Genomic DNA, 23992 nt, shown 5'->3' with positions numbered 1-23992 from the left:
AAGTTGTCGCGGCGCCCGGCGCAGTCCAGGCAGGGGCTACTCGTCGTCGGGGTCGTCGAGGCGGGCCAGCCAGGTGGCGAAGCGCTCGATCGGGGTCTCGAACTCCGGGTTCAGGTCGACGAAGTCGCGCAGGCGCTCGCCGAGCCACTCCATGCTGACCTGCTCTTCGCCCCGGCGCTCGACCAGTTCCTCGATACCGCGGTCGGTGAAGTACATGCTGTCGGTTCCTCTTCGTCGCTTGCTGTGCGGGCCGTGGTGCCGCCGGGGCCTGCCGGCGGCGGGAGGCGGGACGGCGAGCGGGGCAGAGCCGTCGTGTCGACGGCTCTGCCCCGGTGCGCTCGGCGGTGCGTCAGGTCACGGGCGGGGCAGGGCCGCCTCGATCAGCGCGGTCTGCTCGACCTCGTGCATCTTCGCGGAGCCCACGGCCGGGGCGGCTGCCGCCGGGCGGGAGATCCGGCGCAGCCGTACGTCCGCCAGGTGCTCCAGCAGGTTGAGCGCGACGAACGACCAGGCGCCCTGGTTGGCCGGCTCCTCCTGCACCCAGGCGAAGTCCTCGGCGTTCGGGTACGCCGCCAGGGCGGCCCGGATCTCCTCGACCGGCATCGGGTAGAGCTGCTCGATCCGGATGATCGCGGTGTCGGTGACGCCCCGCTCGTTACGGGCCTGGAACAGGTCGTAGTAGACCTTGCCCGAGCAGAGCAGCACCCGCTTCACCTGCTCCGGTGCCGGGGCGCCCGAGTCGGGCAGCACCGGCTGGAAGGTGCCGGTGGTGAAGTCCTCCACCGGGGAGACGCAGAGCTTGTGCCGCAGCAGCGACTTCGGCGTGAACACCACCAGCGGCTTGCGCTTCGGCGACAGCGCCTGGCGGCGCAGCAGGTGGAAGTAGTTCGCCGGGGTGGTCGGGATCGACACCCGCATGTTGTCCTCGGCGCACATCTGGAGGAACCGTTCGGGGCGGCCGGAGGTGTGGTCCGGGCCCTGGCCCTCGTGGCCGTGCGGCAGCAGCAGGGTGACGGCGGAGCGCTGGCCCCACTTCACCTCGCCGGAGGAGATGAACTCGTCGATGACCGACTGGGCGCCGTTGACGAAGTCGCCGAACTGCGCCTCCCAGCACACCAGCGCGTTGATGTTCTCCACCGAGTAGCCGTACTCGAAGCCCATCGCCGCGTACTCGCTGAGCAGGGAGTCGTGCACGAAGAACCGGGACCGCTCGCCGTCGCCGGTCAGCGACTGCAACGGCAGGTAGTCGTTGCCGGTCTGCGCGTCGACCACCGAGGCGTGCCGCTGCACGAAGGTGCCCCGGCGGGAGTCCTGCCCGGCGAGCCGGACGGTGACCCCGTCGTGCAGCAGCGCGCCGAAGGCGATGATCTCGCCGAAGCCCCAGTCGATGTTGCCCTCGACGGACATCTTGGCCCGCCGGTCGAGCAGCTGCTGGATCCGCTTGTGCGGGGTGAAGCCCTCCGGCAGGTTGACGTGCGCCTCGCCGACGGCCTTGACGACGGCGGCGTCGGTGGCGGTCTCCACCTGCGGCTCCGGCTCGTCCTCCCGCTTGGGGCGGCTGAGCTGCCGCGGCGTGGTGGCGGCGTCCCGGGTGGCCTTGAAGACCCGCTCCAGCTGCGACTGGTAGTCGCGCAGCAGCTCCTCCGCGTCCTCCACGGTGATGTCGCCGCGCCCGATCAGCTCCTCGGTGTAGAGCTTGCGGACGGACCGCTTCGAGTCGATGATCTTGTACATCTGCGGGTTGGACATCGACGGGTCGTCGCCCTCGTTGTGCCCGCGCCGGCGGTAGCAGACCATGTCGATGACGACGTCCTTGTTGAACTCCTGCCGGTACTCGAAGGCCAGCCGGGCGACCCGGACCACGGCCTCGGGGTCGTCGCCGTTGACGTGGAAGATCGGCGCCTGGATCATCCGGGCGACGTCGGTGCTGTAGAGGCTGGAGCGGCTGTACTCCGGGGCGGTGGTGAAGCCGACCTGGTTGTTTACCACCACGTGGACCGTGCCGCCGGTGCGGTAGCCGCGCAGCTGCGACAGGTTGAGGGTCTCGGCGACCACGCCCTGACCGGCGAAGGCGGCGTCACCGTGCACCGCCAGCGGCAGCACGGTGTAGCCCTCCAGCTTGAGGTCTATCCGGTCCTGCTTGGCCCGGACGATGCCCTCCAGCACCGGGTCGACGGCCTCCAGGTGCGACGGGTTCGCCACCACCGAGACCTTGACCGCGTGGTCGCCGTCGGGCGTGGTGAACTTGCCGTTCTGGCCCAGGTGGTACTTCACGTCGCCGGAGCCCTGCGTGGAGCGCGGGTCCAGGTGCCCCTCGAACTCCGAGAAGATCTTCTCGTACGGCTTGCCGACGATGTTGGCCAGCACGTTGAGCCGACCCCGGTGGGCCATGCCGATGACGACCTCGTCCAGCCCGCCTTCGGCGGAGGCCTCCAGCACCTCGCCGAGCAGCGGGATCAGCGACTCGCCGCCCTCCAGCGAGAAGCGCTTCTGTCCGACGTACTTGGTCTGGAGGAAGGTCTCGAACGCCTCGGCGGCGTTGAGCCGGTTGAGCACGTGCTTCTGCTCGTCGGCCGACGGCTTCTCGTACTTGCGCTCGATCCGCTCCTGGATCCAGCGCCGCTCCTCCGGGTCCTGGATGTGCATGTACTCGATGCCGACCCGGCGGCAGTACGAGTCGCGCAGCACGCCGAGGATGTCGCGCAGCTTCATCCGCTGCTTGCCGGCGAAGCCGTTGACGGGGAACTCGCGGTCGAGGTCCCAGAGCGTCAGCCCGTGCTGGAGCACGTCCAGGTCGGGGTGCTTGCGGATCTTGAACTCGAGCGGGTCGGTGTCGGCCATCAGGTGACCGCGCACGCGGTACGCGTGGATCAGCTCGTGCACCCGGGCGGTCTTGTTGATCTGGCCCTCGTTGTTGACCGCGACGTCGCGCATCCAGCGCACCGGCTCGTACGGGATGCGCAGCGAGGTGAAGATCTGGTCGTAGAAGTTGTGCTCGCCGAGCAGCAGCTCGTGCATCACCTTCAGGAACTCGCCGGACTGCGCGCCCTGGATGATCCGGTGGTCGTACGTGCTGGTCAGGGTGATGACCTTGCTGACGGCCAGCTCGGCCAGGGTGGCCTCGGACATGCCCTGGTAGGGGGCCGGGTACTCCATCGCGCCGACGCCGATGATGGCGCTCTGCGCCGGCATGAGCCGCGGCATCGAGTGCACGGTGCCGATGCCGCCGGGGTTGGTCAGCGAGATCGTGGTGCCGGAGTGGTCCTCCATGGTCAGCTCGTTGCGGCGGGCGCGCCGGACCACGTCCTCGTACGCCTGCCAGAACTGCCGGAAGTCCATCTGCTCGCAGGCCTTGATGGAGGGGACCACCAGGTTGCGGCTGCCGTCCGGCTTCACCAGGTCGATCGCGATGCCCAGGTTGACGTGCTCCGGCCGGACCATGACCGGCTTGCCGTCGACCTCGGCGAAGGAGTTGTTCATCTCCGGGTGGGCGACCAGGGCGCGGACCATCGCGTAGCCGATGAGGTGGGTGAAGCTGACCTTGCCACCGCGCCCACGGGTGAGGTGGTTGTTGATCACGATGCGGTTGTCGACCAGCAGCTTCGCCGGGACGGCGCGCACGCTGGTGGCGGTCGGCACGGCCAGCGAGGCGTCCATGTTCTGGACGATCTTCGCCGCCACGCCGCGCAGCGGGGTGGTCTGCGTGCCGGTGGCGGTCGGCTTGGCCGCCGCCGGCTTGGCGGGGGCCGCCTTCGTGGCCGCCGGCTTGGCCGGGGCGGCCTTGGCGGCGGGCTTCTCCGCCTTGGGCTCGGCCTTGGGTTCCGGCTTCGGTTCCGGCTTCTTCTCCGCCGGCTTCTTCTCGGCCGGCTGGGCGACCGTGGTGGCCGCCTCCTGCTGGCCGGCGGGCTCCGGCGCGGCGGCCGGCTTCGGGGCCTGCTCAGCTCCGCGCGGCTTCCCGGCGCCGGGCGCCGGGCGGTAGTCCGCGAAGAAGTCGTGCCAGGCCGAATCGACGCTGGTGGGGTCGGCGAGGTAGCGCTGGTACATCTCCTCGACGATCCACTCGTTCGGACCGAAACCCGCCAGTGGGTTCTCCTGCGAAGTCTGCTGGGTCGACACGGCCGGTAATCGCCTCTTTCACGCGGGTTTGTGTGGCACGCGGTGTCCGGTGTCGCCCTGCCTTCGAGCGCGCACGAGACGGCTCCCAGGCTACGCCGTACGGATGCCACAGGCATTTCCGCCTCCGACGCGTGGCCGGTTTCACAGAAGATGCCAGAAGTTCACCAAACGCTGCGTGTTCCGTCGGCTCCTGATAAGGCCCGGAATGTGGGCGGAGCCCGGTGCGACCGGGGCGGGGGTGGTGCCGGGCACCACCCCCGCCCCGTCGTCGCGGCGGATCCGTCAGGAGATGTCGCGCCGCCGGGTGATCAGGACACCGGCGACCCCGCTCACCACCGCGTAGCCGATCAGCACGAGCGCGCCGACCCACCACGCGGGGGTGAAGTCCGTCTGGCCCTCGCTGACCATCACGGTCGAGGCGATGGCGGGCCAGATCACCTGCCACTTGACCACGGCCTCGCTGTTCAGCAGGTTCGACAGCAGCATGAACAGCAGCCCCACCACCTGCGTGCCGACGAGGTAGAGCACCGCGGCGGTGATCACCGCGCCGAGCTGGTTGGTGATCAGCGTGCCGATGCCGATGCCCAGGACCGTCCAGATCGCGTACGCCAGCAGGTTGAGCAGCAGCGCCCGCTGCACGGCCCACTCGCCGAGCAGGGTGCCGTGGCCGTTGGCCGACAGGAACACCGCCCCGGCGGCCAGGTCGATCAGCGTGGTCACCAGCCAGAAGCCGATGCCCAGCAGGCTGGCCGCGACCAGCTTGCTGAGGATCACCGACGTGCGCCGCGGCGTGGCCAGGAACGTGGTGGTCGCCGTCTGGTGGAAGAACTCGTTGGTGACCATCAGGATGCCGATCAGCATCACGAACATCAGGCCCAGGTACTGCCCGGAGGTGTAGAGGTTCGCGGCCTGCGCCGCCGCGGAGGCCTGGTCGCCGGTGACGCCCAGCTCCTCGGCGTTGCCGTTCAACGTCTCGTTGGCGACCCAGGCGTTGAAGGCGAAGGCCAGCGCGATCGACAGGAACGCGGCGATGGCCAGCCACCACCACGTGCTGGTGGTACGGATCTTGAGAAGCTCGGACCGGACGAGGTTCATCGGATGCCCGCCTTTCCGGCCGTCAGCTCCAGGAAGACCCGTTCCAGGTCGGGCCGTTCCGTGGTCAGTTCGTGCAGTTCGACGCCCGCCGTCAGGGCGACCCGGCCCACGGTCGGGGCGTCCACCCCGCCCACCAGCAGGACGCCGTGCTCGTCGCGGTCGACGGTGGCCGGCCCCTCCTTGAGGGCGGCGATCAGCGCGTCGGCCTGCGGGGTGCGTACCCGCACCCGGATGCCCTGCGCCATCGAGCCGATCACCTGCTCGACCGTGCCCTGCCGGACGAGCTGCCCGGCCGCGATGATCACCACGTCGTCGGCGAGCAGCTGCATCTCCGACAGCAGGTGGCTGGAGACCAGCACCGTACGGCCCTCGTGCGCGAGGTTCTTGAGGAACCCGCGCATCCACCGGATGCCCTCCGGGTCGAGCCCGTTGGCGGGCTCGTCGAGGACCAGCACGCGGGGGTCGCCCAGCATGGCGGCGGCGATGCCGAGCCGCTGCTTCATGCCGAGCGAGTAGCCCTTGAACTTGCGCTTCGCCGCCGGGGTGAGCCCGACCTGCGCCAGCACCTCGTCGGCCCGCTGCTTCGGCAGCCCGGCCGCCGCCGCGATCACCCGCAGGTGGTTGATGCCGGTGCGGCCCTTGTGCGCGCTGGACGCCTCCAGCACGGCACCGACGTGCCGCAGCGGGTCGGTCAGGTCGGCGTACCGACGCCCGCCGATGGTGGCCGTCCCGCTGGTCGGCGTGACCAGGTTCAGCAGCATCCGCAGCGTGGTGGTCTTGCCGGCGCCGTTGGGGCCGAGGAAGCCGGTCACCCGCCCCGGTTCGACGGTGAACGACAGGTCGTTGACGGCCCGTACGTTCTTGTACTGCTTCGTCAGGCCGGACACCACGATCTGACCGTCACCGGTGGGGCTTCTCTGCCCGTCAGTCATTGCTCTCCTTCGTGCGGTGGCGTCGGGGTACGCCGTGACACAGCGTGGCGGGCGGGCGCAACCAGGTCAATCAGGCGTGCTTCCTAGATCGACCTCCGCCTCAGGCAGGAGGCCCTCATCCCCAGGGACGATTATCCGGCGTCGTCCGCCACGGCGATCCAGGTTGCCCGGGCCCAGGCCAGGAGGGTGCCGTCGGGGGCGTACAGGCTGGTGTGCACGAGCGCCTTGCGGCCCTCCCCGCCCACCATGACGCCGGTCACCACGCACTCGTCGCCCGGCTCCGGCAGCGCCGCGACCACCGCCGCGATCCGGCCGAGGACGTACGGCCGGCCGGGGGCGATCACCGCCCAGCCGCCGGGGCAGTCCAGCGCGGCCCAGACGGTGGGCGTGGTGACCGCGGCGGGCACCCGGAACGGCGCGGCGGTGCGGCCGTCCGGCAGCCGCCCCGGAAAGATCCGCAGCCCGTCGGGGCGGTCCGGGCCGCAGACGTAGCAGCCCGGGAAGGGGTGGTCCACCAGCCCGGGGTACGCCGCCGAGGCGGCCCGCGCGGCCGCCAGCTCCACCGGCGGCACCACCGCCCGGGGGTCCTCCGTGGGGCGGACCTGGGCGACGAGGAGGCCCTGCGGGTCGCGGACCTCGCCGTCGGCGAGAGTGAGCGGGATCTCCAGCGGGGGCGGGCGACGCAGCGTGACCTCGACCGGCCCCTGGCCGGCGGCCCCGGCGAAGACCCCGGCGCTCCAGCCGCCGTTGCCCGAGCCGGGCGGCCCGTTGAAACGCGACTCGATGATCATCAGACACCTCCGGCGGCGACGCCCGGCCCCGTCGCCGGTACGCCCCCGGCAGCCTCGCACGCCGTCCGTCCGACTCCGGCACGGGCCGTTCACCTCATCGACACCGCTCACCCCGCCGGCCGGCAACCCGGGCCGCCTACACAGGTCCCATGGCCGTTCTGCACGCCGCTGGCGCACCCCTGACGACCAGCGGATACACCCTGCTGATCGCCGACGACCCGAGCGAGGTCGCGGCCGCGCAACGCCTGCGTCACGAGGTGTTCGCCACCGAACTCGGCGCGATCCTGCGCCCGGGCGCCGCCGGGCTCGACGTCGACGACTTCGACGCGTACTGCGACCACCTGATCGTCCGGCGGGAGAGCACCGGCGAGGTGGTCGGCACGTACCGGCTACTCCCGCCGGGGCGCACCGATCGGCGGTACGCGGAGACCGAGTTCGACCTGAGGGCGCTCGACCCGCTCCGCGACGACTTGGTCGAGGCGGGCCGCTCCTGCGTGCACCCCGACCACCGCTCCGGCGCGGTGATCAACCTGATGTGGGCCGGCATCGTCCGCTACCTGCACCTGCGCGGGTCCCGCTGGCTCGGCGGCTGCGCGTCGGTGCCGGTGGCCGACGGGGGAGGGACCGTCGCGCGGGTGTGGGACGAGGTCTCCGCGCGGCACCTGGCCCCGCCGCGACTGCGCGTACGCCCGAGGCGCCCCTGGTTCGCCGAGCCGGGCGCGGCGAGCGGCCCGGCGGCGGACGGCGGCCCGGCGGCGCGGGCCGTGCCGCCACTGCTGCGCGGCTACCTGCGCCTCGGTGCCTGGGTCGGCGGCGAGCCGGCGTACGACCCGGACTTCGGGGTGGCCGACTTCTACGTGCTGTTCTCCCTGGACCGGATGAACCCCCGCTACCTGCGGCACTTCCTCGGCGGGGCGGAGCGGTGAGCGCGATCGGACGCCTCTGGCTGCCCGTGTCGGGTTGCGGGCCGGCGTGCCTGCCGGCCGCCGGCGAGGTGCCGGCCGTGTCGCCGGCCCGACGGCTCGCCAGACTGCTCGCGGTGCTCGGCATGCTGGCGGCGGGAACGGGCCTGGCGGTGCTGCTGCCGGTGCTGCCGGCCGCCGCCCGGGCGGCGGGCGTGCGCGGCTGGGCCCGGTGGACGCTGCGGGCGTTCGGCGTACGCCTGGTGGCGCGCGGCCGGCCGCCCCGGCGGCGGGCGCTGCTGGTCGCCAACCACGCCTCCTGGCTGGACGTGCTGGCGTTGCTGGCCGTCGCGCCGGCCCGGATGGTGGCCAAGCGGGAGGTCCGGTCCTGGCCGCTGGTGGGGTTGCTCGCAGCGGCGGCCGGCACCGTCCTGGTGGACCGTTCCCGCCCTCGCGACCTGCCCGCGACGGTGGCCCGGGTCACCGCCGACCTGCGCGCCGGTCGCGCGGTCGCGGTCTTCCCGGAGGGTACGACGTGGTGCGGCACCGCCGACGCGGCCGGCTGCCGGCCCGGGCGGGGGTTCCGTCCGGCGCTGTTCCAGGCGGCCATCGACGCCGGGGCGCCGGTGGTGCCGCTGCGGATCGGCTACCAGTGCGCCGCGACCGGCGCGCCGACCACGGCCGCCGCCTTCGTCGGCGACGACGACCTGCTCCGCTCGGTACGCCGGGTGCTCGCCGCCCGGGACCTGGAGGTGCGGGTGACGGTCTCCGCCGCCCTGCACCCCGACCCGGGCGCGGACCGGCGGCTGCTCGCCCGGGCGGCCGAGTCGGTCGTGCACCTCGCGGCGGTCACCCCGCCCGCCACCCGCAGGCGGGGGCTCGGCCTGGCCGCCTGACCTGCGCCCGGGTGCCGGTGCCCGTCGGGTACGTCCTCCCCGGCGGCGGTGCCCGTCGGGTGTGCGGCCGGCGCTGTGTCATCGTGAGGGACGTGCCCAGGACCCATCCGTCGGCCGGCCCGACGCGCGAGGCGGCCCGGCGTCGGCTCCGCTCACTGGCCGGATGGGAACTGCTGAACGTCCCCCTTCAGGCGTGGCTGTGGTTCCGGGTGGTGGACGTGCCGCTGACGGCGGCGAACCTCGCCGGCTTCGGGTCCGTCGCGGCCCTGCTCGTGGTGGGCGCGGCGTACTGGGCACTCAAGCTCCGGCAACTGCGCCTCGGGCGGTCGCGCCTGCCCGGCCTGCGCCACTTCGCCACCGCGCGGGCCGCCCTACCGGTCCTCCTGGCGGCCGTGCTCGCCGCCTGCGCCGTGGCCGCCGTGCGGACGCCCGGCGCGCAGTCGTACCCGGGGCTGGCCTTCGGCATCTTCGCGGCCCTCGAGTACGTCAACTACTTCCACGTCCAGCTCATGCACGACAACCGCGCCGACCTGCGGCGTCTGGCCACGGTGGGATTCCGGCGTGCGCATCTCGCCCGGGACCTGCGCGCCGCCCGCTGAGCCGGGGCGCCGCGTCCCGACCGGAGCGCCGGTTGTGGTGTCGCGATGTATCGCGTTAATGTCCTGCCATGGACGAGGAGGAGCTGCCGTGACCACCGTGTTCGGTCACGGGCGGCTCCGGCTCTACCTGCTCAAGCTCCTCGACGACGGCCCCAGGCACGGCTACGAGCTGATCCGCCTGCTGGAGGACCGCTTCCTCGGCCTCTACGCGCCCAGCGCCGGCACGATCTACCCCCGGTTGCAGCGGCTGGAGTCCGGCGGGCTGGTCACCCACACCGCCGTCGGAGGCCGCAAGGTCTACGAGATCACCGAGGCGGGCCGGGCCGAGCTGCGGCAGCGGGCCGGCGAGCTGACCGCCCTGGAGTCGGACATCGCCGCCTCGGTGGAGGAGCTGTCCGCGCTGGCCGGGGAGCTCCGCGGCGAGGTACGCGGCTCCGTGCGCGACCTGAAGCGGGAGCTGCGTGAGGCCCGGCGGCCCGGCCGTACGCGCTGGGGGTCCCCCGGCCCGGGACCGACGCCCGCCCCCTCGCCCGGCCCCGCACCGGTGCCCCCCGCCGGCCCGTCCTCGGCGTCCGAGCCCGCCCCGACGCCGCTGGACGAGTTCGACCAGCGGCTGGCCGCCTTCGCCGCCGAGGCGGCCGCCCTGGTGCGGGCCCGCCGGCCGAGCGACGTGCAGCTGCGTACGGCCGTCCGGTTGCTCGACGGCGCGCTGGACGGGCTGCGCCGGCTGCTGCGCTGAGCGACTACCGCCTCACAGGTTCTTTCCAGCGAGTGCCCAGCGCGGACGCAGCGAGAGCGCGGATGATGGGCGGCATGGCCGCTACCCAGACCGAGGCGCGACTGCTCGTCGTCGAGGACGACCCCAACATCCTCGAACTGCTCTCCGCGAGCCTGCGCTTCGCGGGCTTCGACGTGGCCACCGCGACGAGCGGCAGCGCCGCGCTCAACGCCGCCAAGGACCACCGGCCCGACCTGGTGGTGCTCGACGTGATGCTGCCCGACCTGGACGGCTTCGAGGTCATCCGCATGCTGCGCGAGGGCGGCACCCGTACGCCGGTGGTCTTCCTCACCGCCCGCGACGCCACCGACGACAAGATCCGCGGCCTCACCCTGGGCGGCGACGACTACGTGACCAAGCCGTTCAGCCTGGAGGAGCTGACCGCCCGGATCCGGGCGGTGCTGCGGCGCACCAGCAGCGGGGAGCAGGCACCCTCCCGGCTCACCTTCGCCGACCTGGAGTTGGACGAGGAGACCCACGAGGTGCACCGGGCCGGGCAGCGGGTGCAGCTCTCGCCGACCGAGTTCAAGCTGCTGCGCTACCTGATGCTGAACGCCAACCGGGTGCTGTCGAAGGCGCAGATCCTCGACCACGTGTGGAACTACGACTTCCGGGGCGACGACAACATCGTCGAGTCCTACATCTCGTACCTGCGCCGCAAGGTGGACAACACCCAGCCCCGGCTGATCCACACCCTGCGGGGCGTCGGCTACGTCCTGCGCAAGCCGGCGGCGTGAAACCGCTCGACCAGGGCAAGGCGCGGCTGCGCAGCGTCCCCCTGCGGGTCAAGCTGGTCGCCGCGGTGCTGGCCCTGGTCGCCGCCGCGTTGCTGGTGATCAGCTCGCTGACCGCCTTCTTCCTCCGCGACTACCTCGTCGGCCAGGTGGACGGCCAGATCAAGTCGGCCAGCCAGGGGCTCGGGCAGTTGCTCCCCGGGCTGCGCAGCGGTCGGCTCGAGGCGATGCTGCCCAGCAGCTACGTCGTGTCGCTCGCCGACGAGAACCGGGTGTACCGGACGGCCTACGACGACATCAGCCTCGACCCCGAGCAACTGCCCGACTTCCCCAGCGACCGGAGCGGATTCGCCGCGCTGGAGGGCGAACCCCGCACCGTCATGTCCCACGACGGCCGCACCCGCTGGCGGGTGGTCTACACGGGACAGCAGGACGGCTCGGTGCTGGCCGTGGGTCAGCCACTCACCCAGGTGGATCGCGCCGTGAAGCAGCTGGTCTGGATAGACCTGCTGGTCGGCGGGGCGGTGCTGATCCTGCTCGCCTCCATCGGCGCGGCGATCGTCCGGACCAGTCTGAAGCCGCTGGTGGAGATAGAGCGTACGGCCGCCGCCATCGCCGGCGGCGATCTCACCCGGCGGGTGCCCGACCCCGAGGAGGGGCAACCCTTCCCCACCTCCGAGCTGGGCCGGCTGTCGCGGGCCCTCAACGCGATGCTCACGCAGATCGAGGTCGCCTTCACCGCGCGGGCCGCCTCGGAGACCGCCGCCCGGTCCGCCGAGGCGGTGGCCCGGGACGCGGCCGGCGCGGCGCTGGCCTCCGAGGCGCGGGCCCGGCGCTCCGAGGAACGGATGCGGCAGTTCGTGGCGGACGCCTCGCACGAGCTGCGGACCCCGCTGACCACCATCCGGGGCTTCGCCGAGCTCTACCGCCAGGGCGCGGCCAGCGCGCCGGAGCAGACCGCCGACCTGTTGCGGCGCATCGAGCAGGAGGCGGCCCGGATGGGGCTGCTGGTGGAGGACCTGCTGCTGTTGGCCCGGCTGGACCGGGAGCGACCGCTCGCCCTCGCCCCGGTGGAGCTGCCGGTGCTGGCCAGCGAGGCGGTCGAGGCCGCCCGGGTGATGGCGCCGGAGCGCCGGATCGAACTGAAGGTCGCGCCGGGCTCGGGCCCGCTGGTGGTCTACGGCGACGACGCCAGGCTGCGCCAGGTCATCGGCAACCTGATGACCAACGCCCTGACGCACACCCCGCCGGAGGCCGCGGTGACCCTGCGGCTGCGGGCCGAGCCGGGCAACCTGGCCGTGGTGGAGGTGGTCGACACCGGTCCCGGGCTCACCCCTGAGCAGGCGGAGCGGGTCTTCGAGCGTTTCTACCGGGTGGACGCGGCGCGTACCCGGCGGGCCGGCGGCAACACCGGCACCGGGCTGGGCCTGGCCATCGTCGCAGCGCTGGTGCGCGCCCACCACGGCACGGTCGAGGTGGCCGAGACCCCCGGTGGGGGATCGACCTTCCGGGTCCGACTCCCGCTGGTGCCGGACGCCGAGGGCGATGGCGAGTGACTTTCAGCCAACATTCAGGTCGGTTCCAGGCGGATCGCAGTGGTGCGCGTCAAGGTGGACGCATGACCGAGCACGAGTCCGACCCGCAGCGCCGGCCGGCCCACCCCGACGCCGAGCCGTCGCACCCCACCGCCGAGCTGCCGCGCGCCGAGCGCGCGCAGTCCGACTCCGCCCCGACCGTCGGCTTCGCCACCACGTCCGGTGACGCCCCCACAGTCGGCCTCACCACGCATCCCGCCGGCCCGACCGCCCCTGCCGCCGGTGGATCCGTCCCGGCCGGTGCCGACGCACCGCGTACCGCGGAGCCGGGCGCGACCGCCGGCGACGGCGCCCCGCCCGCCGCCGAGCCGGCCCGTGCCCCCGACGCCGCCGGCCCGCCCGTCCGGCCCGCCCCGCCGGGCCCCTACGCGCCGGCCCCGCAGTACCCGCTGCCCGGCCAGCACCAGCCGGGTCAGTCCGCCCACCCGTACGCCGCCGGCCAGCCCGGTCACCCGCACCTCGCGGGTCAGCCCGGCCATCCGCAGGCCGCCGGCCAGCCCGGCGCGCCCTGGTACGGCCAGCAGTCCGGCTGGAGCGGCGGGGGCCAGCCGGGACAGCCGTACGGCCACCAGCCGCACCCCTCCGGCCAGCCGGTGCCGCCCTGGGCGGCCCCGCAGACGGCGGGCCCCCGGCCCGGCCGGATCGCCAAGTTCGCTGGCGCCGGGGTGGCGGTCTTCGCGCTGATGCTCGGCTCGGGCGTCGCCGGTGGGGCGCTCGCGCTGGCCGTCGACGGCGACTCGGGCATCACCCGCACGTACTCCGCCGCGCCGGTCATCAACAGCGCCGACCTGCCCCGCATCGCCGCCGCCGTGCAGCCCAGCGTCGTGTCGATCGCGACCGGCAACGGCGAGGGCTCCGGCGTGATCCTCACCGCCGACGGCTTCGTGCTCACCAACAACCACGTGATCGCCTCCGCCACGGACGGCAAGGTCGTGGTGACCTTCGCCGACGGCAAGACCGCCCAGGCCCAGATCCGGGGCACCGACCCGAAGACCGACCTGGCGGTGGTGAAGGCCGACGGCGTCAGCGGCCTGAAGGCCGCCACGTTCGGCGACAGCGACGCGATGCAGGTCGGCGACCAGGTGCTCGCCCTCGGCAGCCCGCTGGGCCTGCAGGGCTCGGTCACCGCCGGCATCCTCAGCGCCCGGGACCGCACCATCCAGGCGGGCAGCGGCGAGCAGCGGCAGGAGCCCAACCAGGGCGCCTCCTCGATCGCCGGCCTGCTCCAGACCGACGCGCCGATCAACCCGGGCAACTCCGGTGGCGCCCTGGTCAACACGCGGGGCGAGGTGATCGGCATCAACACCGCGATCGCCACCGCCGGGCAGGGCAGCAGCGGCAACATCGGCGTCGGCTTCGCGATCCCCAGCAACAAGGCCAAGGACGTGGCCGGCAAGCTCCAGCGCGGCGAGAAGGTCAGCCACCCGTCGCTCGGGGTCAGCGTGACCGCCGCCGAGGGCGGGGGCGCCCTGGTCGCGGCGGTCACCCCGGGCAGCGCCGCCGAGAAGGCCGGGTTGCAGCGCGGCGACGTGATCACCCGGTTCGGCGACAAGGCGGTCAACGACTCGGACGACCTGGTCGGCGCCGTGCAGGCCGGCAAGGTCGGTGACCGGGTCGAGGTGACCTACAAGCGCAACGGCACCGAGGCCAGGGCAACCGTGACGCTCGCCGAGACGTCGTAACCGGTAACCGAAGACATTCCTCCTCCCTCCGGCGGCGGGTGGCGGGGCCAAGGGGGTTGGCTCCGTCACCCGCCGCTCACTCTCGACGGCGGTTCACCCGGTGCGGGTGAACCGCCGTCACCCGTCGCGCCGGCACCGTCGCAGAGGCAGGACCCGGCGAGGCGTACGGAGGGGTGCGATGACCACGGCAGCGGCCGACCGGACGGACGAGCGGATCCAGCGGGACGTGCTCGACGAGCTGGCCTGGGACGCCCAGGTGCAGCCCAACGAGATCGGGGTGAGCGTCGACGACGGCGTGGTCACCCTGACCGGGCAGGTCGACGCGTACGCGCGCAAGTGGGCGGCGCAACGCTGCGCGCAGCGCGTACGGGGGGTGCGGGCGGTCGCCGACGACGTCGAGGTGCGCCTGCCCGGCGAGCCGGGGCGTACGGACGCCGAGATCGCGATCGCGGCGGGCCGGGCGCTGGAGTGGGACAGCTTCGTCCCGGCGGAGCGGCTGGACGTCACCGTCGCCAACGGCTGGGTGATGCTCCGCGGCGAGGTCGAGTTCGGCTGGCAGCGGCGTACCGCCGAGCGGGAGCTGCGCCGGCTGCGGGGCGTACGCGGGGTGACCAACCTGGTCGAGGTGCGGCCCGTCACCCGTCCCGACACCGGTCGGACCCGGCGCGACCTCCAGCGGGCGCTGGGGCGGGGCATCGGCACGGAGCGGGTGACCGTCGAACTGGACGGGGACACGGTCGTGCTCACCGGGGTCGTCCGCTCCTGGTGGGAGCGGGACGAGGCGGAGCGGGTGGCGTGGTCGGCCGAGGGGGTGCGGGCGGTGCGGGACCGTCTTCTCGTGGGCGGGTGACCCGCCCACGGCGTCCCGTTTAGTGGTGCCGCCCTCGGGAAACCGTCGCCGATTCCGTCCGCGCAGCGTCGCCGATTCCGCCCGCGCAGCCGGGAGACGGTCGCGGTGGGGCGGCCGGTGCTCCACAGCAGTGACCGACTGGGAGGTGTCCGTGGCCGTCGACCGTCCGTCGCCCGACCGATCGGCAGCGCGGCCGTTGCGGATCGCGATGGTGGTGCCGCCGTGGCTGTCGGTGCCGCCGCCCGGCTACGGCGGCCTGGAACAGGTGGTGACCGGCCTGGTGGAGACGCTGGTCGGCCGGGGTCACGCCGTCACCGTCTTCGGGGCCGGCCAGGAACACGGGACGGCGGCCGCGTTCGTCTCCACGGTGCCCGAACTCCAGTTCGACCGGCTCGGCGAGGCGCTGCCCGAGCTGGCCCACCTGGCCCGGGTCAACCACCGCGTGCACGCGGGGGACTTCGACGTCGTACACGACCACACGACGATCGGCCCGCTGATCGCCGGCCACCGGGCCGTGCCGACGGTGGCCACGGTGCACGGCAACCCGGTGGGCGAGTACGGCGACGTGCTCAGCGAGACCGACCGGGGGGTCGGGCTGGTGGCCATCTCGCACGCCCAGCGCCGCCTGAACCCGGCGCTGGGCTGGGTCGGTACGGTGCACAACGCGATGGACGTCCGGGGCGTGCCGCACAAGAGCGCCCCCGGGCGGGGGCCGGTGCTCTGGCTGGCCCGGTTCAGCCCCGACAAGGGCCCGGACCTCGCCATCCGGGCGTGCCGGGAGGCCGGCCTGCCGCTGGTGCTGGCGGGCAAGTGCAACGAGCCGGCCGAGCGTCGCTACTACGACCAGGTGGTCCGGCCCCTGCTCGGCGAGGACGTCCGGGTGGTGCTCGACGCCGACCGGGCCGAGGCCCTACGCCTGCTGGTCGAGGCCCGCTGCCTGATCATGCCGATCCAGTGGGACGAACCGTTCGGCATGGTGATGGTGGAGGCGATGGCGACCGGCACGCCGGTGGTGGCGCTGGACCGGGGGGCGGTGCCGGAACTCGTCCGGCCCGGCCGGACGGGCCTGATCTGCGAGCGCGTGGACGAGCTGCCCGGCGCGTTGCGCGCGGCGACGGAGCTCGACCCGGCGGCCTGCGTCGCGCACGTGGCAGAGAGCTTCTCCACGGAGCGGATGGCCACCGGCTACGAGGAGGTGTACCACCGCTTCATCGCGCGTACGGCCCCCGACCGGGCGGCCCGGGAGCCGGTCCGGGCCCCGGCCCGCTGACGGCCGCCGTCAGACGCGGGCGGCCCCGAGCGCGGTGATGGCGCTGTCGAGGCGTCGGGCGTACGCGTCGGTGACGGCACCCTCGCCGTGGCGGACCGCGACCTTCTCGCGCAGCCGGGCGATCCGCTCGCCGAGGTCGCCCGAGCGGGCGCGGACCGCGTCGGTCAGGTTGCGCAGCTCGTTGCGGAAGTCGAGGCCGACGTCGGGCCGGATCCCGCCGTCGTCGAGCCCCGCGCCGATCAGCCCGTCGACCCGGTTGGCCGCCTCGATGAGGTCGTCGCGCCCGGGGGGCGTCGGGGTCGGCCGGGGTGCGACCGGCGCGGCGGACGTCGGCTGCGGGGAGGCCGCCGGGGGCGGTGCGGCGTCGGCCGTCGGCGTGGGGGAGGCCGGCGGATCGGACGGGCCCGTGGTGGGCAGCGACCGGGGCGGGGTCGTCTCCTCCTGGCGGATCGCGGGCACGGCCAGGGCCACCCCCACGAGCAGTACGACCGGCACGATCAGCACCGGCCGCGGCAGGCGGCGTCGCCGGCGCTCCCGGGCGAGGCGGGCGCTGCGCGACTCGGCCCCGCCGTCCGGCTCCGTCCCGCCCGGATCCGCCGCCCCGCGCTCTTCCGCCGTCCCGGCCGGTCCCGCCGGTGGCGGCAGCGTCGGGAGGGTGACCGTCGGCGCGAGCATCGTGGCGGCCTGCGGGTCGGCGGGGAGCAGCTGGTCGCGCAGGACGGTGGCGACCTGGCGGGCGGTGGGGCGATCCAGCGGGTCGCGCTCCAGGCAGCGCAGGCAGGTACGGGCCACCTCCGGCGGCAGGCCCGGCATGTCCGCGAGCGGGGGCGGGCCGTCACCGGCGAGCGCCTCGCTGAGCTGCTCCCAGGTGTCCGCCGGGTACGGCACCCGACCCGTCAGCGCCTCGTAGAGCAGCACGCCGAGGGAGTACACGTCGGTGGCCGGCTGCGCGGGTGCCCCGTCGAGTCGTTCCGGCGCCACGTACGCGGGCGTGCCGAAGGTGCCCCCGTCCTCGTCGTCGTCCGGCGCGCCGATGCGGGTGGCGATGCCGAAGTCGAGCACCTTGACCCCCGCCCGGGTCATCATCACGTTGGCCGGGGTGATGTCCCGGTGCACGATGCCGAGCCGGTGGGCGGCGGCGAGGGCGTCCGCCACCTGGGCGCCGACCTCTACCGCCTCGGCCCACGGCAGCGGCCCCTCGGTGAGCCGGACCTCCAGCTCCTCGCCGGCGAGCAGCTCCATCACCACGAACGAGGTGATCGACCCGTCGGGCGCGACCGTCTCGCCGTAGTCGTGCACCGAGGTGACGTGCGGGTGGACGAGCTGGGCGGCGGCGCGGGCCTCCTCGCGCACCATGTCGCGGAAGCGGGCGTCGGCGGCGAGCGACGGGGCGAGCACCTTCAGCGCCACGACCCGGTCGAGCACCTCGTCGTGCGCCCGCCAGATCACCGACATGCCGCCGGCACCGATCTGGTCGAGGAGCCGGTACCGGCGGGCCAGCAACCGGCCGGGGTGCAGTGCTGGCTTCACGGATAGCACCTGCCTCGCTGTGGGAGCGCTATCAGGTTGCGCGAATGTGTCGGGCCTGTCAACGGTCGGCTACTCGTGGGGGCGGCCCTTCCCGGGCGGCCCCCCGGACCCGACCGCCGGCGCCGCCCGGGCCATCCCGCCGGGCGGCACCGGACAGCCCCTTTTCCGCCCGTGCCAGGATGAAGCCATGTCGCGGGGACCGGTGGCGTTCGTGCTCGGGGGCGGGGGAGTCCTCGGCGCGGTCGAGGTGGGCATGCTGCGGGCGCTGTTCCGGGCCGGCATCCGACCCGACGTGGTGCTCGGCACCTCGATCGGGGCGGTCAACGGCGCGCTGGTCGCCGCCGAACCGTCCGAGGTGGTCACCGACCGGCTGGTCCGGCTCTGGGCCTCGCCGGAGGCGAGCGAGGTGTACGGCGACTCGGTGGCCCGCCAACTGCGCCGGTTCGCCGCCCGTACCCACCTGCACTCGCCCCGCCCGCTGCGCAAGCTGCTGGAGGCCGAGCTGGGCGCGGAGACCACCTTCGCCGACCTCCAGGTGCCCTTCCGCTGCTGCGCGGCCAACATCGAGCGGGCCGCCGAGCACTGGTTCGACAGCGGGCCGCTGGTGCCGGCCGTGCTCGCCTCCGCCTCGGTGCCGGGGCTGCTGCCGCCCGCCCGCATCGACGACCAGCACTACATCGACGGCGGCATCGTGAACTCCATCCCGATCGGCGAGGCGGTCGCGGTGGGCGCCACGCGGATCTTCGTACTCCAGGTGGGCCGGATCGAACGGGAGCTGAGCCCGCCCCGGCGGCCCTGGGAGATCGCCCAGGTCGCGTTCGAGATCGCCCGGCGGCACCGGTTCGCCCGGGAGATGGCGGCCCTGCCCGACGGGGTGGAGGTGCACGTGCTGCCCACCGGGGGGTTGGAGCCGCGCGACGACACGCCGTGGGCCTACCGGGACATGGCGGCCGTGGGGCGGCGGATCAGCCGCGCCTACACGGCCTCCCGGCGCTACCTGGCGACGCAGTTGGAGCACTGATGCCCCTGCCGCCGCGGTGGGCACGCCGACTGTTCCTGGCCCCCGGCGTGGTGCTGCTCGCCTTCCTGGTGGTGACGACCCTGCCGGTCTGGGCGCTGCTCGCGGCGGCCGTCTCGCCGCTGGTCCCGGGCCGGCTCCGCCCGCTGCGCCTGCTCTGGCTCGGCTGCGTCTACCTGGTCTGGGACGCGGCGGCGCTGCTCGCGCTCTTCCTGCTCTGGGTGGCCTCCGGCTTCGGCTGGCAGGTCCGGTCGCCGGGCTTCCAGCGGGCCCACTACGTGCTCGCCGGCTGGTTCCTGCGGGTGCTCTTCTGGCAGGCCCGCTGGGCACTGCACCTGAACATCGACGTGGTGGGCACCGACCCCGACACGGCGCTGCCCGGCCGGCCCGAGCTGGTGCTCTGCCGGCACGCCGGCCCCGGCGACTCGTTCATCCTGATCCACGCCCTGGTCAACTGGTTCAACCGCGAGCCGCGGATCGTGCTGAAGGACAGCCTCCAGTGGGATCCGGCGGTCGACGTGCTGCTCAACCGGCTGCCCAACCGCTTCCTCGCGCCGGGTCCGGAGGGCCGGGGATCGGTGACCGAGCAGATCGGGCACCTGGCGCAGGGCCTGGACGACGACGACGCCTTCGTGATCTTCCCGGAGGGCGGCAACTTCACCCCCGGCCGCCGGCTGCGGGCCATCGACCGCCTGCGCGGCCTCGGCCTGGAGCGGATGGCGCGGCGCGCGGAACGGCTGCGCCACGTGCTCGCCCCACAGCCGGGCGGGCTGCTCGCGGCCCTGGAGGCGGCCCCCGACGCCGGGGTGATCTTCGTGGCGCACACCGGCCTGGACCGGATGCTCACCGTCGGCGACGTGTGGCGTGAACTGCCCATGGACAAGCGGATCACCATGCGCTTCTGGTCGGTGCCGCCGGAGGAGGTGCCGGTCGGTCGGCAGGAGCGGATCGACTGGCTCTTCGACTGGTGGGCCCGGATCGACGAGTGGATCGCGGCCAATCGGGACGGTGCCGCGTAGGGTGCGCTGGTGGACCAGATCTGCGTGGTGACGACGGTGGTGGACGCCCGCTCGGTCGCCGACGTGATGGCGGCGGCGGCGGTCGCGGGTCGGCTGGCGGCCTGCGCACAGGTGGGCGGCCAGGTGGACAGCACCTACTGGTGGCGTGAGGGGGTGGAGACCAGCACCGAGTGGTCGGTGCAGTTCAAGACCGCGCCCGACCGGGCCGCCGCGTTGGTGGAGCAGATCCGGGCCAGCCACCCGTACGAGGTGCCGGAGATCCTGGTCACCCGGGTGGACAGCGGCGACCCCGGCTACGCCACCTGGGTGCACGAGCACACCCGGCCCTGAGTATCCGCACTCTTCTCAGGTGATCTCCCGGCCACCATGATGACCGGGTGCAGAACACCGGCTATCCCTGCCCCGCCTGCGGCGCGTCGGCCGATCTCGGCTCGGGCTGCTCCGGTTGCGGCCGGCCGCCGTACCCGGCCGCCGCCGAGGTGGTCCGGCTCGACCGGGAGATCGTCGCGCTCGGCGGCGAGGTCGAGCGGGCCCGCGCGGCGTACCAGGGGCTCGTCGACCGGCTGGGCGCGACCCGGCAGCGCCGGGCGGCACTGGCCGCCGCGATCCGCGCGGAGTTCCCCGTGCCGCGCCCGGCGGCTCCCGCGCCGGTACGCCCCGCGCCCGCCGCAGCTCCCGCGCCGGTACGCCCCGCGCCGGGGGTGACCCCGCCGGGCACCACCCCGGTGCCGGCCTGGCCCGGCCGGGGGCCGGTCGCCCCGGTGCCCGTCGGCGTCGGCGGGGCGGAGACCTCCACCCGTACGGTGCAGAGCCTGCTCTTCGTCCTCGGTGGGCTGCTGCTGGGCACCGCCGCGGTGGTCTTCACGGCGGTCGCCTGGGCGGCGGTCGGGGTCGCCGGCCGGGCCCTGATCCTGTTCGCGTTCACCGCGCTCGCCCTGGCCGTGCCCCTGGTGGCGGTACGGCGCGGGCTGCGCGGCACCGCGGAGACCTTCGCGGCCGTCGGCCTGCTGCTGGTGCTCCTCGACGGGTACGCCGCCTGGTCGGTGGACCTGGTCGGCGTGGCGGACTGGCCCGGCACCCGGTACGCCGCGCTGGTCGGGGGGGCCAGCGCGGCGGTCGCGGCCGGGTACGCCCGGCTGAGCGGGCTGACCGTGCCGTGGTTCGCGGCCCTGCTGACCGCGCAGCCGGTGCTGCCCCTGCTCGCCGCCGACGCCCGGCCGGACGCCGCCGGCTGGTCGATGGTCTTCCTGGGGGTGGCGCTGCTCGACCTGGCGGTGCTGGTTGCGCTGCGCCGCCGGGGCGGCCCGGCGACCGCCGCCGTGCCGATCGGCCCGGCGGGCGGTGCCACGAGCGCGGGTGGCCCGGCGACCGGCGCCGCGACGGCGGCCGGTGCGGTGGGCGGCACTCCGGCTGCCGCCGGCGTGCCGGCCCGTCCGGCGGGCGAGCGGCCGGCGGTCCTCGCCGGGCGCGTCCTCGCCTGGGTGGGGCACGCCGGCGCGCTGCTCGTGGCCGCCTGCTGCGCGCTCGTGCCGTTGACCGTCGGCAGGGCCGCCGGCGTCCCGCTGCTGGCCGGGGCGCCCCTGCTGCTGGTGGCGCTGACGCTGCTCGGCACCGCGCTACTCACCGGCGGGGCGGTGTTCCGCTCCGTGGCCGCCGCGCTGCTGGTGCCGGTGCTGGCCGGCGCGGTGGTCCGCCCGCTCGCGGAGCTTGGCCTGTCGCCGCTGCTCACGGCGCTGGTCGTGGTGGCCCTGGCCGGCGCGGTGCGGCTGCTGCCCGCCGGGTGGCGGACCGGCCCCCGCGCCGGCGCGCTGCTGGTGGCCGGCGTGACGGCCCAGCTCGCCGTGCTGCTGGCCGTCGCGCTCGCCAGCGCCACCGCGGGCCGGTCGCTGCCGCCGTGGCAGGGGGCCGACGCCGGGCCCGACCTCGGCCGGGGATGGCAGCTTCCGGTGGTGATCGCGCTGGCCGTGGCCGCCCTGGCGCTGCTGCTGCCGAGGCCCGCCCGGCCGGCGCTGGCCGCGATCGGCGGGGCGGCCGTCGTGCTGGCGGTGCCCGCCGGCTGGCCGTCGCCCTGGCCCGCCGTGGTGGCCCTGGACCTGGTGGCGGCGGTGGGCCTGCTCGCCGTCGCGGTGGGCCGTCCGGGCGTCCGGTCCTGGACGGTCCTGGCGGCGGGGGGCGCCGGGACCGTCCTGCTCGGGCACGCACTGGTCGTGGGGTTCGCCGCGCCCGTGGGGGCGGGGGCGGCGCTCGCGGTGGTGCTGGTCGCGGGGACAGCCGTGGCGGCGGCCGGCCGGCGCGGCACGCCCGCGCAGCGCCGGATGGCCGGCACGGCGCTGGCCGTCGTGCCGCTCGCGGTGCCGGCCGGCGCGGTCGTCGCCCTGCTCGCCGCCGGTGCGCCGGCCTGGTGGCAGGCGCGGGCGGCGCTGGCCGCCGTCGCGCTGCTGCCCGCCGGGCTGTTCGCGGTCCGCCGGCACTGGCCCGACCTGGGGGCGTACGCCTGCGTCGGGGTCGCCGTGGCCCTCCCGGCGGTCGGGTTGGCGGCGGTGGTCGTACCGGCCGACGAACCGGTGACGCTCTACGCCGCCGTGGCGGTGCTGCTGGCGACGCTGGGCGGTGCGGCGCGCGCCGACGTCGCCCTGCGGGTGGCCGGCGTCGGGCTGCTCGTGGTCTCGGTCGTCACCGCGGTCCCCGTGACGTTGACGGCGCTCGTCGCCCCGTACGGCGACGTGCCGCCCTGGTCCGGTGCGCCCACGGTCCGGGCCGATACGGACGCGCTCCCGGTGGGTCTGGCGCTGACCGCCCTGGCGGTGGCCGGGGTGCTCGCCGGCCGGTTCGTCCGACCCGGTGCCGCCGCCCCGCTCGTCCGGCCCGGTGCCGCCCAGGAGGCGGTCCCGTCGGCGGGCGCCGCCTGGTGGCGGGCCGGGCTGGTCGCGGTGCCGTTCGCCGCGGCGGCGCTGCCCGTGCTGCAGATGGCCGCCGGCGTGCCCTGGCCGGTGCTGCCGGTCGTCACGCTGCTCGGCGGGGTAGCCCTGGTCCTGGCCGCCGCGCTGGCCGCGCCGCGCCCGCTGCTCGCCCCGGTCGGGGTGCCGGTGGGGCTGGTGCTGGCGGCGTCCGGGCTGCTCGGGCTGCTGGCCACCCGGGCGGGCACGATCGCCGGCCTCGGCGTGCTCGTGGTCGCGGCGACGGTGGTCGGCGTCGCCGCCCGCCGCGACGACGCCCGGCTGTCCGGGGCCCTGGTCGCGGTGGCCGCCGCGACGGGCCTGGCGGTCGTCGCGCCGCTGGCCGGCGGGCTGCCCGTACGGACGGCCGCCTTCAGCGTGCTCGCCGTCGCGGTGCTCACGCTGGCCGCCGCAGCTGCCGTACCGGCCCACCGGGGGCGTTCCGTGGCGGTGGCGCTGGACGCGGCGGCCCAGGCGGTGGCGCTGGACGCGGCGGCCCAGGCGGTGGCGCTGGTCGCGCTGCTGCTCGCGGTGGGCTCGCTGCGCCACGCCGCGGCGGTGTGCGTGCTGTGGGGCGCCGCCGTCGCGCTGCGGGTGCTGCGCCGGGGCGAGTCGTCGGGCCGACGGTGGGTCTTCGCGGGCATCGCCGGCGGCAGCGAGCTGCTCGGCGGCTGGCTGCTGCTGGCCGCCGGGGACGTGGCGCTGCTGGAGGCCTACACGGTGCCGGCGGCGGCGCTGGCCCTCGCGGCGGGCGTGGTGGCGCTGCGTACCCGGCCCGGGCTGACGAGTTGGCTGGCGCTGGGCCCGGGGCTGGCGGCCGCGCTGCTGCCGAGCCTGGTGTCGGTGCTGGTGGCCCCGGACCCCCAGCCGTGGCGGCGGCTGCTGCTGGGCGTCGCCGCGCTCGGCGCGGTGCTGGCCGGGGCGACCCGCCGCTGGCAGGCGCCGGTGCTGCTGGGCGGCGTGACCCTGGCGCTGCTCGCGCTGCACGAGCTGGTCCGTGGCTGGGACCTGCTGCCCCGGTGGATCTTCCTGGCCGTCGGCGGGCTCACGCTGATCGGGCTCGCCACCACCTACGAGCGGCGCCGCCGCGACCTGGCCCGGCTCCGGGCCGCCCTCGGCCGGATGGGCTGACCGGCACGCTCAGGGGTCGGGGGTAGGGCGAGCCCTACCTCCAACCCGGGGGTGGGCAGGGTTACTCAGCGCAACCGTTCGCCGGAGACTGGGGGTAGGGCGCGCCGACCGGCGCGAG

Annotated in this window: 18 protein-coding genes and 2 pseudogenes; 14 read left to right on the top strand and 6 right to left on the bottom strand. The window is 74.9% G+C overall.

From position 1 onward, the window contains the following. Window positions 1–36: 36 nt before the first annotated feature. The 5 genes from AC5L34_RS00525 to AC5L34_RS00505 form a co-directional block, all read right to left on the bottom strand. A complete protein-coding gene (locus tag AC5L34_RS00525) occupies window positions 37–216 on the bottom strand; it encodes a DUF6104 family protein (RefSeq protein WP_088998590.1) in 180 nt (59 codons plus the stop codon). A gap of 138 nt (window positions 217–354) precedes the next feature. Beyond that, window positions 355–4116: a multifunctional oxoglutarate decarboxylase/oxoglutarate dehydrogenase thiamine pyrophosphate-binding subunit/dihydrolipoyllysine-residue succinyltransferase subunit gene (locus AC5L34_RS00520; protein ID WP_441175698.1), complete on the bottom strand. Its 3762-nt coding sequence runs from the start codon at window positions 4114–4116 to the stop codon at window positions 355–357. 282 nt (window positions 4117–4398) lie between these two features. Then, a complete protein-coding gene (locus AC5L34_RS00515) occupies window positions 4399–5211 on the bottom strand; it encodes an ABC transporter permease (protein ID WP_088998592.1) in 813 nt (270 codons plus the stop codon). After that, complete coding sequence (locus AC5L34_RS00510) at window positions 5208–6143, bottom strand: ABC transporter ATP-binding protein (RefSeq protein ID WP_088998593.1); 936 nt, start codon at window positions 6141–6143, stop codon at window positions 5208–5210. The genes AC5L34_RS00515 and AC5L34_RS00510 overlap by 4 nt, the downstream gene beginning before the upstream one ends. A 131-nt stretch (window positions 6144–6274) precedes the next feature. Then, complete coding sequence (locus AC5L34_RS00505; RefSeq protein ID WP_494823627.1) at window positions 6275–6934, bottom strand: hypothetical protein; 660 nt, start codon at window positions 6932–6934, stop codon at window positions 6275–6277. 149 nt (window positions 6935–7083) lie between these two features. On the opposite strand from AC5L34_RS00505, the gene AC5L34_RS00500 reads away from it, so the two are divergent. The 10 genes and pseudogenes from AC5L34_RS00500 (at window position 7084) to AC5L34_RS00455 (ending at window position 16240) form a co-directional block, all read left to right on the top strand. Beyond that, on the top strand, window positions 7084–7860 hold the full coding sequence (locus AC5L34_RS00500) for a GNAT family N-acetyltransferase (RefSeq protein WP_494823626.1): 777 nt from the start codon (window positions 7084–7086) through the stop codon (window positions 7858–7860). Beyond that, the gene (locus AC5L34_RS00495; RefSeq protein ID WP_494823625.1) at window positions 7857–8732 is read left to right on the top strand and encodes a lysophospholipid acyltransferase family protein; all 876 of its coding nucleotides are present in this window, start codon (window positions 7857–7859) and stop codon (window positions 8730–8732) included. The genes AC5L34_RS00500 and AC5L34_RS00495 overlap by 4 nt, the downstream gene beginning before the upstream one ends. Before the next feature lie 92 nt (window positions 8733–8824). Further along, window positions 8825–9331, top strand: coding sequence for a hypothetical protein (locus AC5L34_RS00490; RefSeq protein ID WP_441175702.1), 507 nt, complete (start codon window positions 8825–8827; stop codon window positions 9329–9331). A gap of 88 nt (window positions 9332–9419) precedes the next feature. Further along, window positions 9420–10070: a PadR family transcriptional regulator gene (locus tag AC5L34_RS00485; protein WP_441175703.1), complete on the top strand. Its 651-nt coding sequence runs from the start codon at window positions 9420–9422 to the stop codon at window positions 10068–10070. A gap of 74 nt (window positions 10071–10144) precedes the next feature. Further along, a complete protein-coding gene (locus AC5L34_RS00480; protein WP_089003225.1) occupies window positions 10145–10846 on the top strand; it encodes a response regulator transcription factor in 702 nt (233 codons plus the stop codon). Beyond that, window positions 10843–11005: pseudogene (locus tag AC5L34_RS00475) on the top strand (two-component sensor histidine kinase); the annotation flags it as partial. The gene AC5L34_RS00480 and the pseudogene AC5L34_RS00475, both read left to right, overlap by 4 nt. Before the next feature lie 173 nt (window positions 11006–11178). After that, window positions 11179–12399: pseudogene (locus tag AC5L34_RS00470) on the top strand (sensor histidine kinase); the annotation flags it as partial. A gap of 62 nt (window positions 12400–12461) precedes the next feature. Further along, window positions 12462–14120 carry a S1C family serine protease gene (locus tag AC5L34_RS00465; RefSeq protein ID WP_494823624.1) on the top strand — a complete coding sequence of 553 codons (1659 nt, stop codon included), beginning with the start codon at window positions 12462–12464 and terminating at the stop codon, window positions 14118–14120. Between the two features lie 178 nt (window positions 14121–14298). Continuing rightward, on the top strand, window positions 14299–14970 hold the full coding sequence (locus tag AC5L34_RS00460; RefSeq protein WP_441175705.1) for a BON domain-containing protein: 672 nt from the start codon (window positions 14299–14301) through the stop codon (window positions 14968–14970). A gap of 208 nt (window positions 14971–15178) precedes the next feature. After that, the gene (locus tag AC5L34_RS00455; RefSeq protein WP_441175789.1) at window positions 15179–16240 is read left to right on the top strand and encodes a glycosyltransferase family 4 protein; all 1062 of its coding nucleotides are present in this window, start codon (window positions 15179–15181) and stop codon (window positions 16238–16240) included. A 9-nt stretch (window positions 16241–16249) separates the two neighbouring features. Here AC5L34_RS00455 and AC5L34_RS00450 read toward each other — a convergent pair whose 3' ends face one another. Then, window positions 16250–17770 (bottom strand): serine/threonine-protein kinase, encoded by a 1521-nt coding sequence (locus AC5L34_RS00450; RefSeq protein ID WP_441175706.1) that lies wholly within the window; start codon window positions 17768–17770, stop codon window positions 16250–16252. A gap of 187 nt (window positions 17771–17957) precedes the next feature. On the opposite strand from AC5L34_RS00450, the gene AC5L34_RS00445 reads away from it, so the two are divergent. Genes AC5L34_RS00445 through AC5L34_RS00430 form a run of 4 tightly spaced genes read left to right on the top strand, consistent with a single transcriptional unit; the run spans window position 17958 to window position 23874 of the window. After that, window positions 17958–18791, top strand: coding sequence for a patatin-like phospholipase family protein (locus AC5L34_RS00445; protein ID WP_441175707.1), 834 nt, complete (start codon window positions 17958–17960; stop codon window positions 18789–18791). Then, on the top strand, window positions 18791–19807 hold the full coding sequence (locus AC5L34_RS00440; RefSeq protein ID WP_441175708.1) for a 1-acyl-sn-glycerol-3-phosphate acyltransferase: 1017 nt from the start codon (window positions 18791–18793) through the stop codon (window positions 19805–19807). The genes AC5L34_RS00445 and AC5L34_RS00440 overlap by 1 nt, the downstream gene beginning before the upstream one ends. A 9-nt stretch (window positions 19808–19816) precedes the next feature. Next, window positions 19817–20137 (top strand): divalent-cation tolerance protein CutA, encoded by a 321-nt coding sequence (gene cutA / locus AC5L34_RS00435; RefSeq protein ID WP_088998604.1) that lies wholly within the window; start codon window positions 19817–19819, stop codon window positions 20135–20137. Between the two features lie 47 nt (window positions 20138–20184). Next, window positions 20185–23874, top strand: coding sequence for an SCO7613 C-terminal domain-containing membrane protein (locus tag AC5L34_RS00430; protein WP_441175709.1), 3690 nt, complete (start codon window positions 20185–20187; stop codon window positions 23872–23874). Window positions 23875–23992 lie beyond the last annotated feature (118 nt).

This window comes from Micromonospora sp. ZG13, assembly GCF_059359355.1.
Note: the sequence above shows the minus strand (reverse complement) of the source record. Positions and strands in the feature narration are given on the sequence as shown.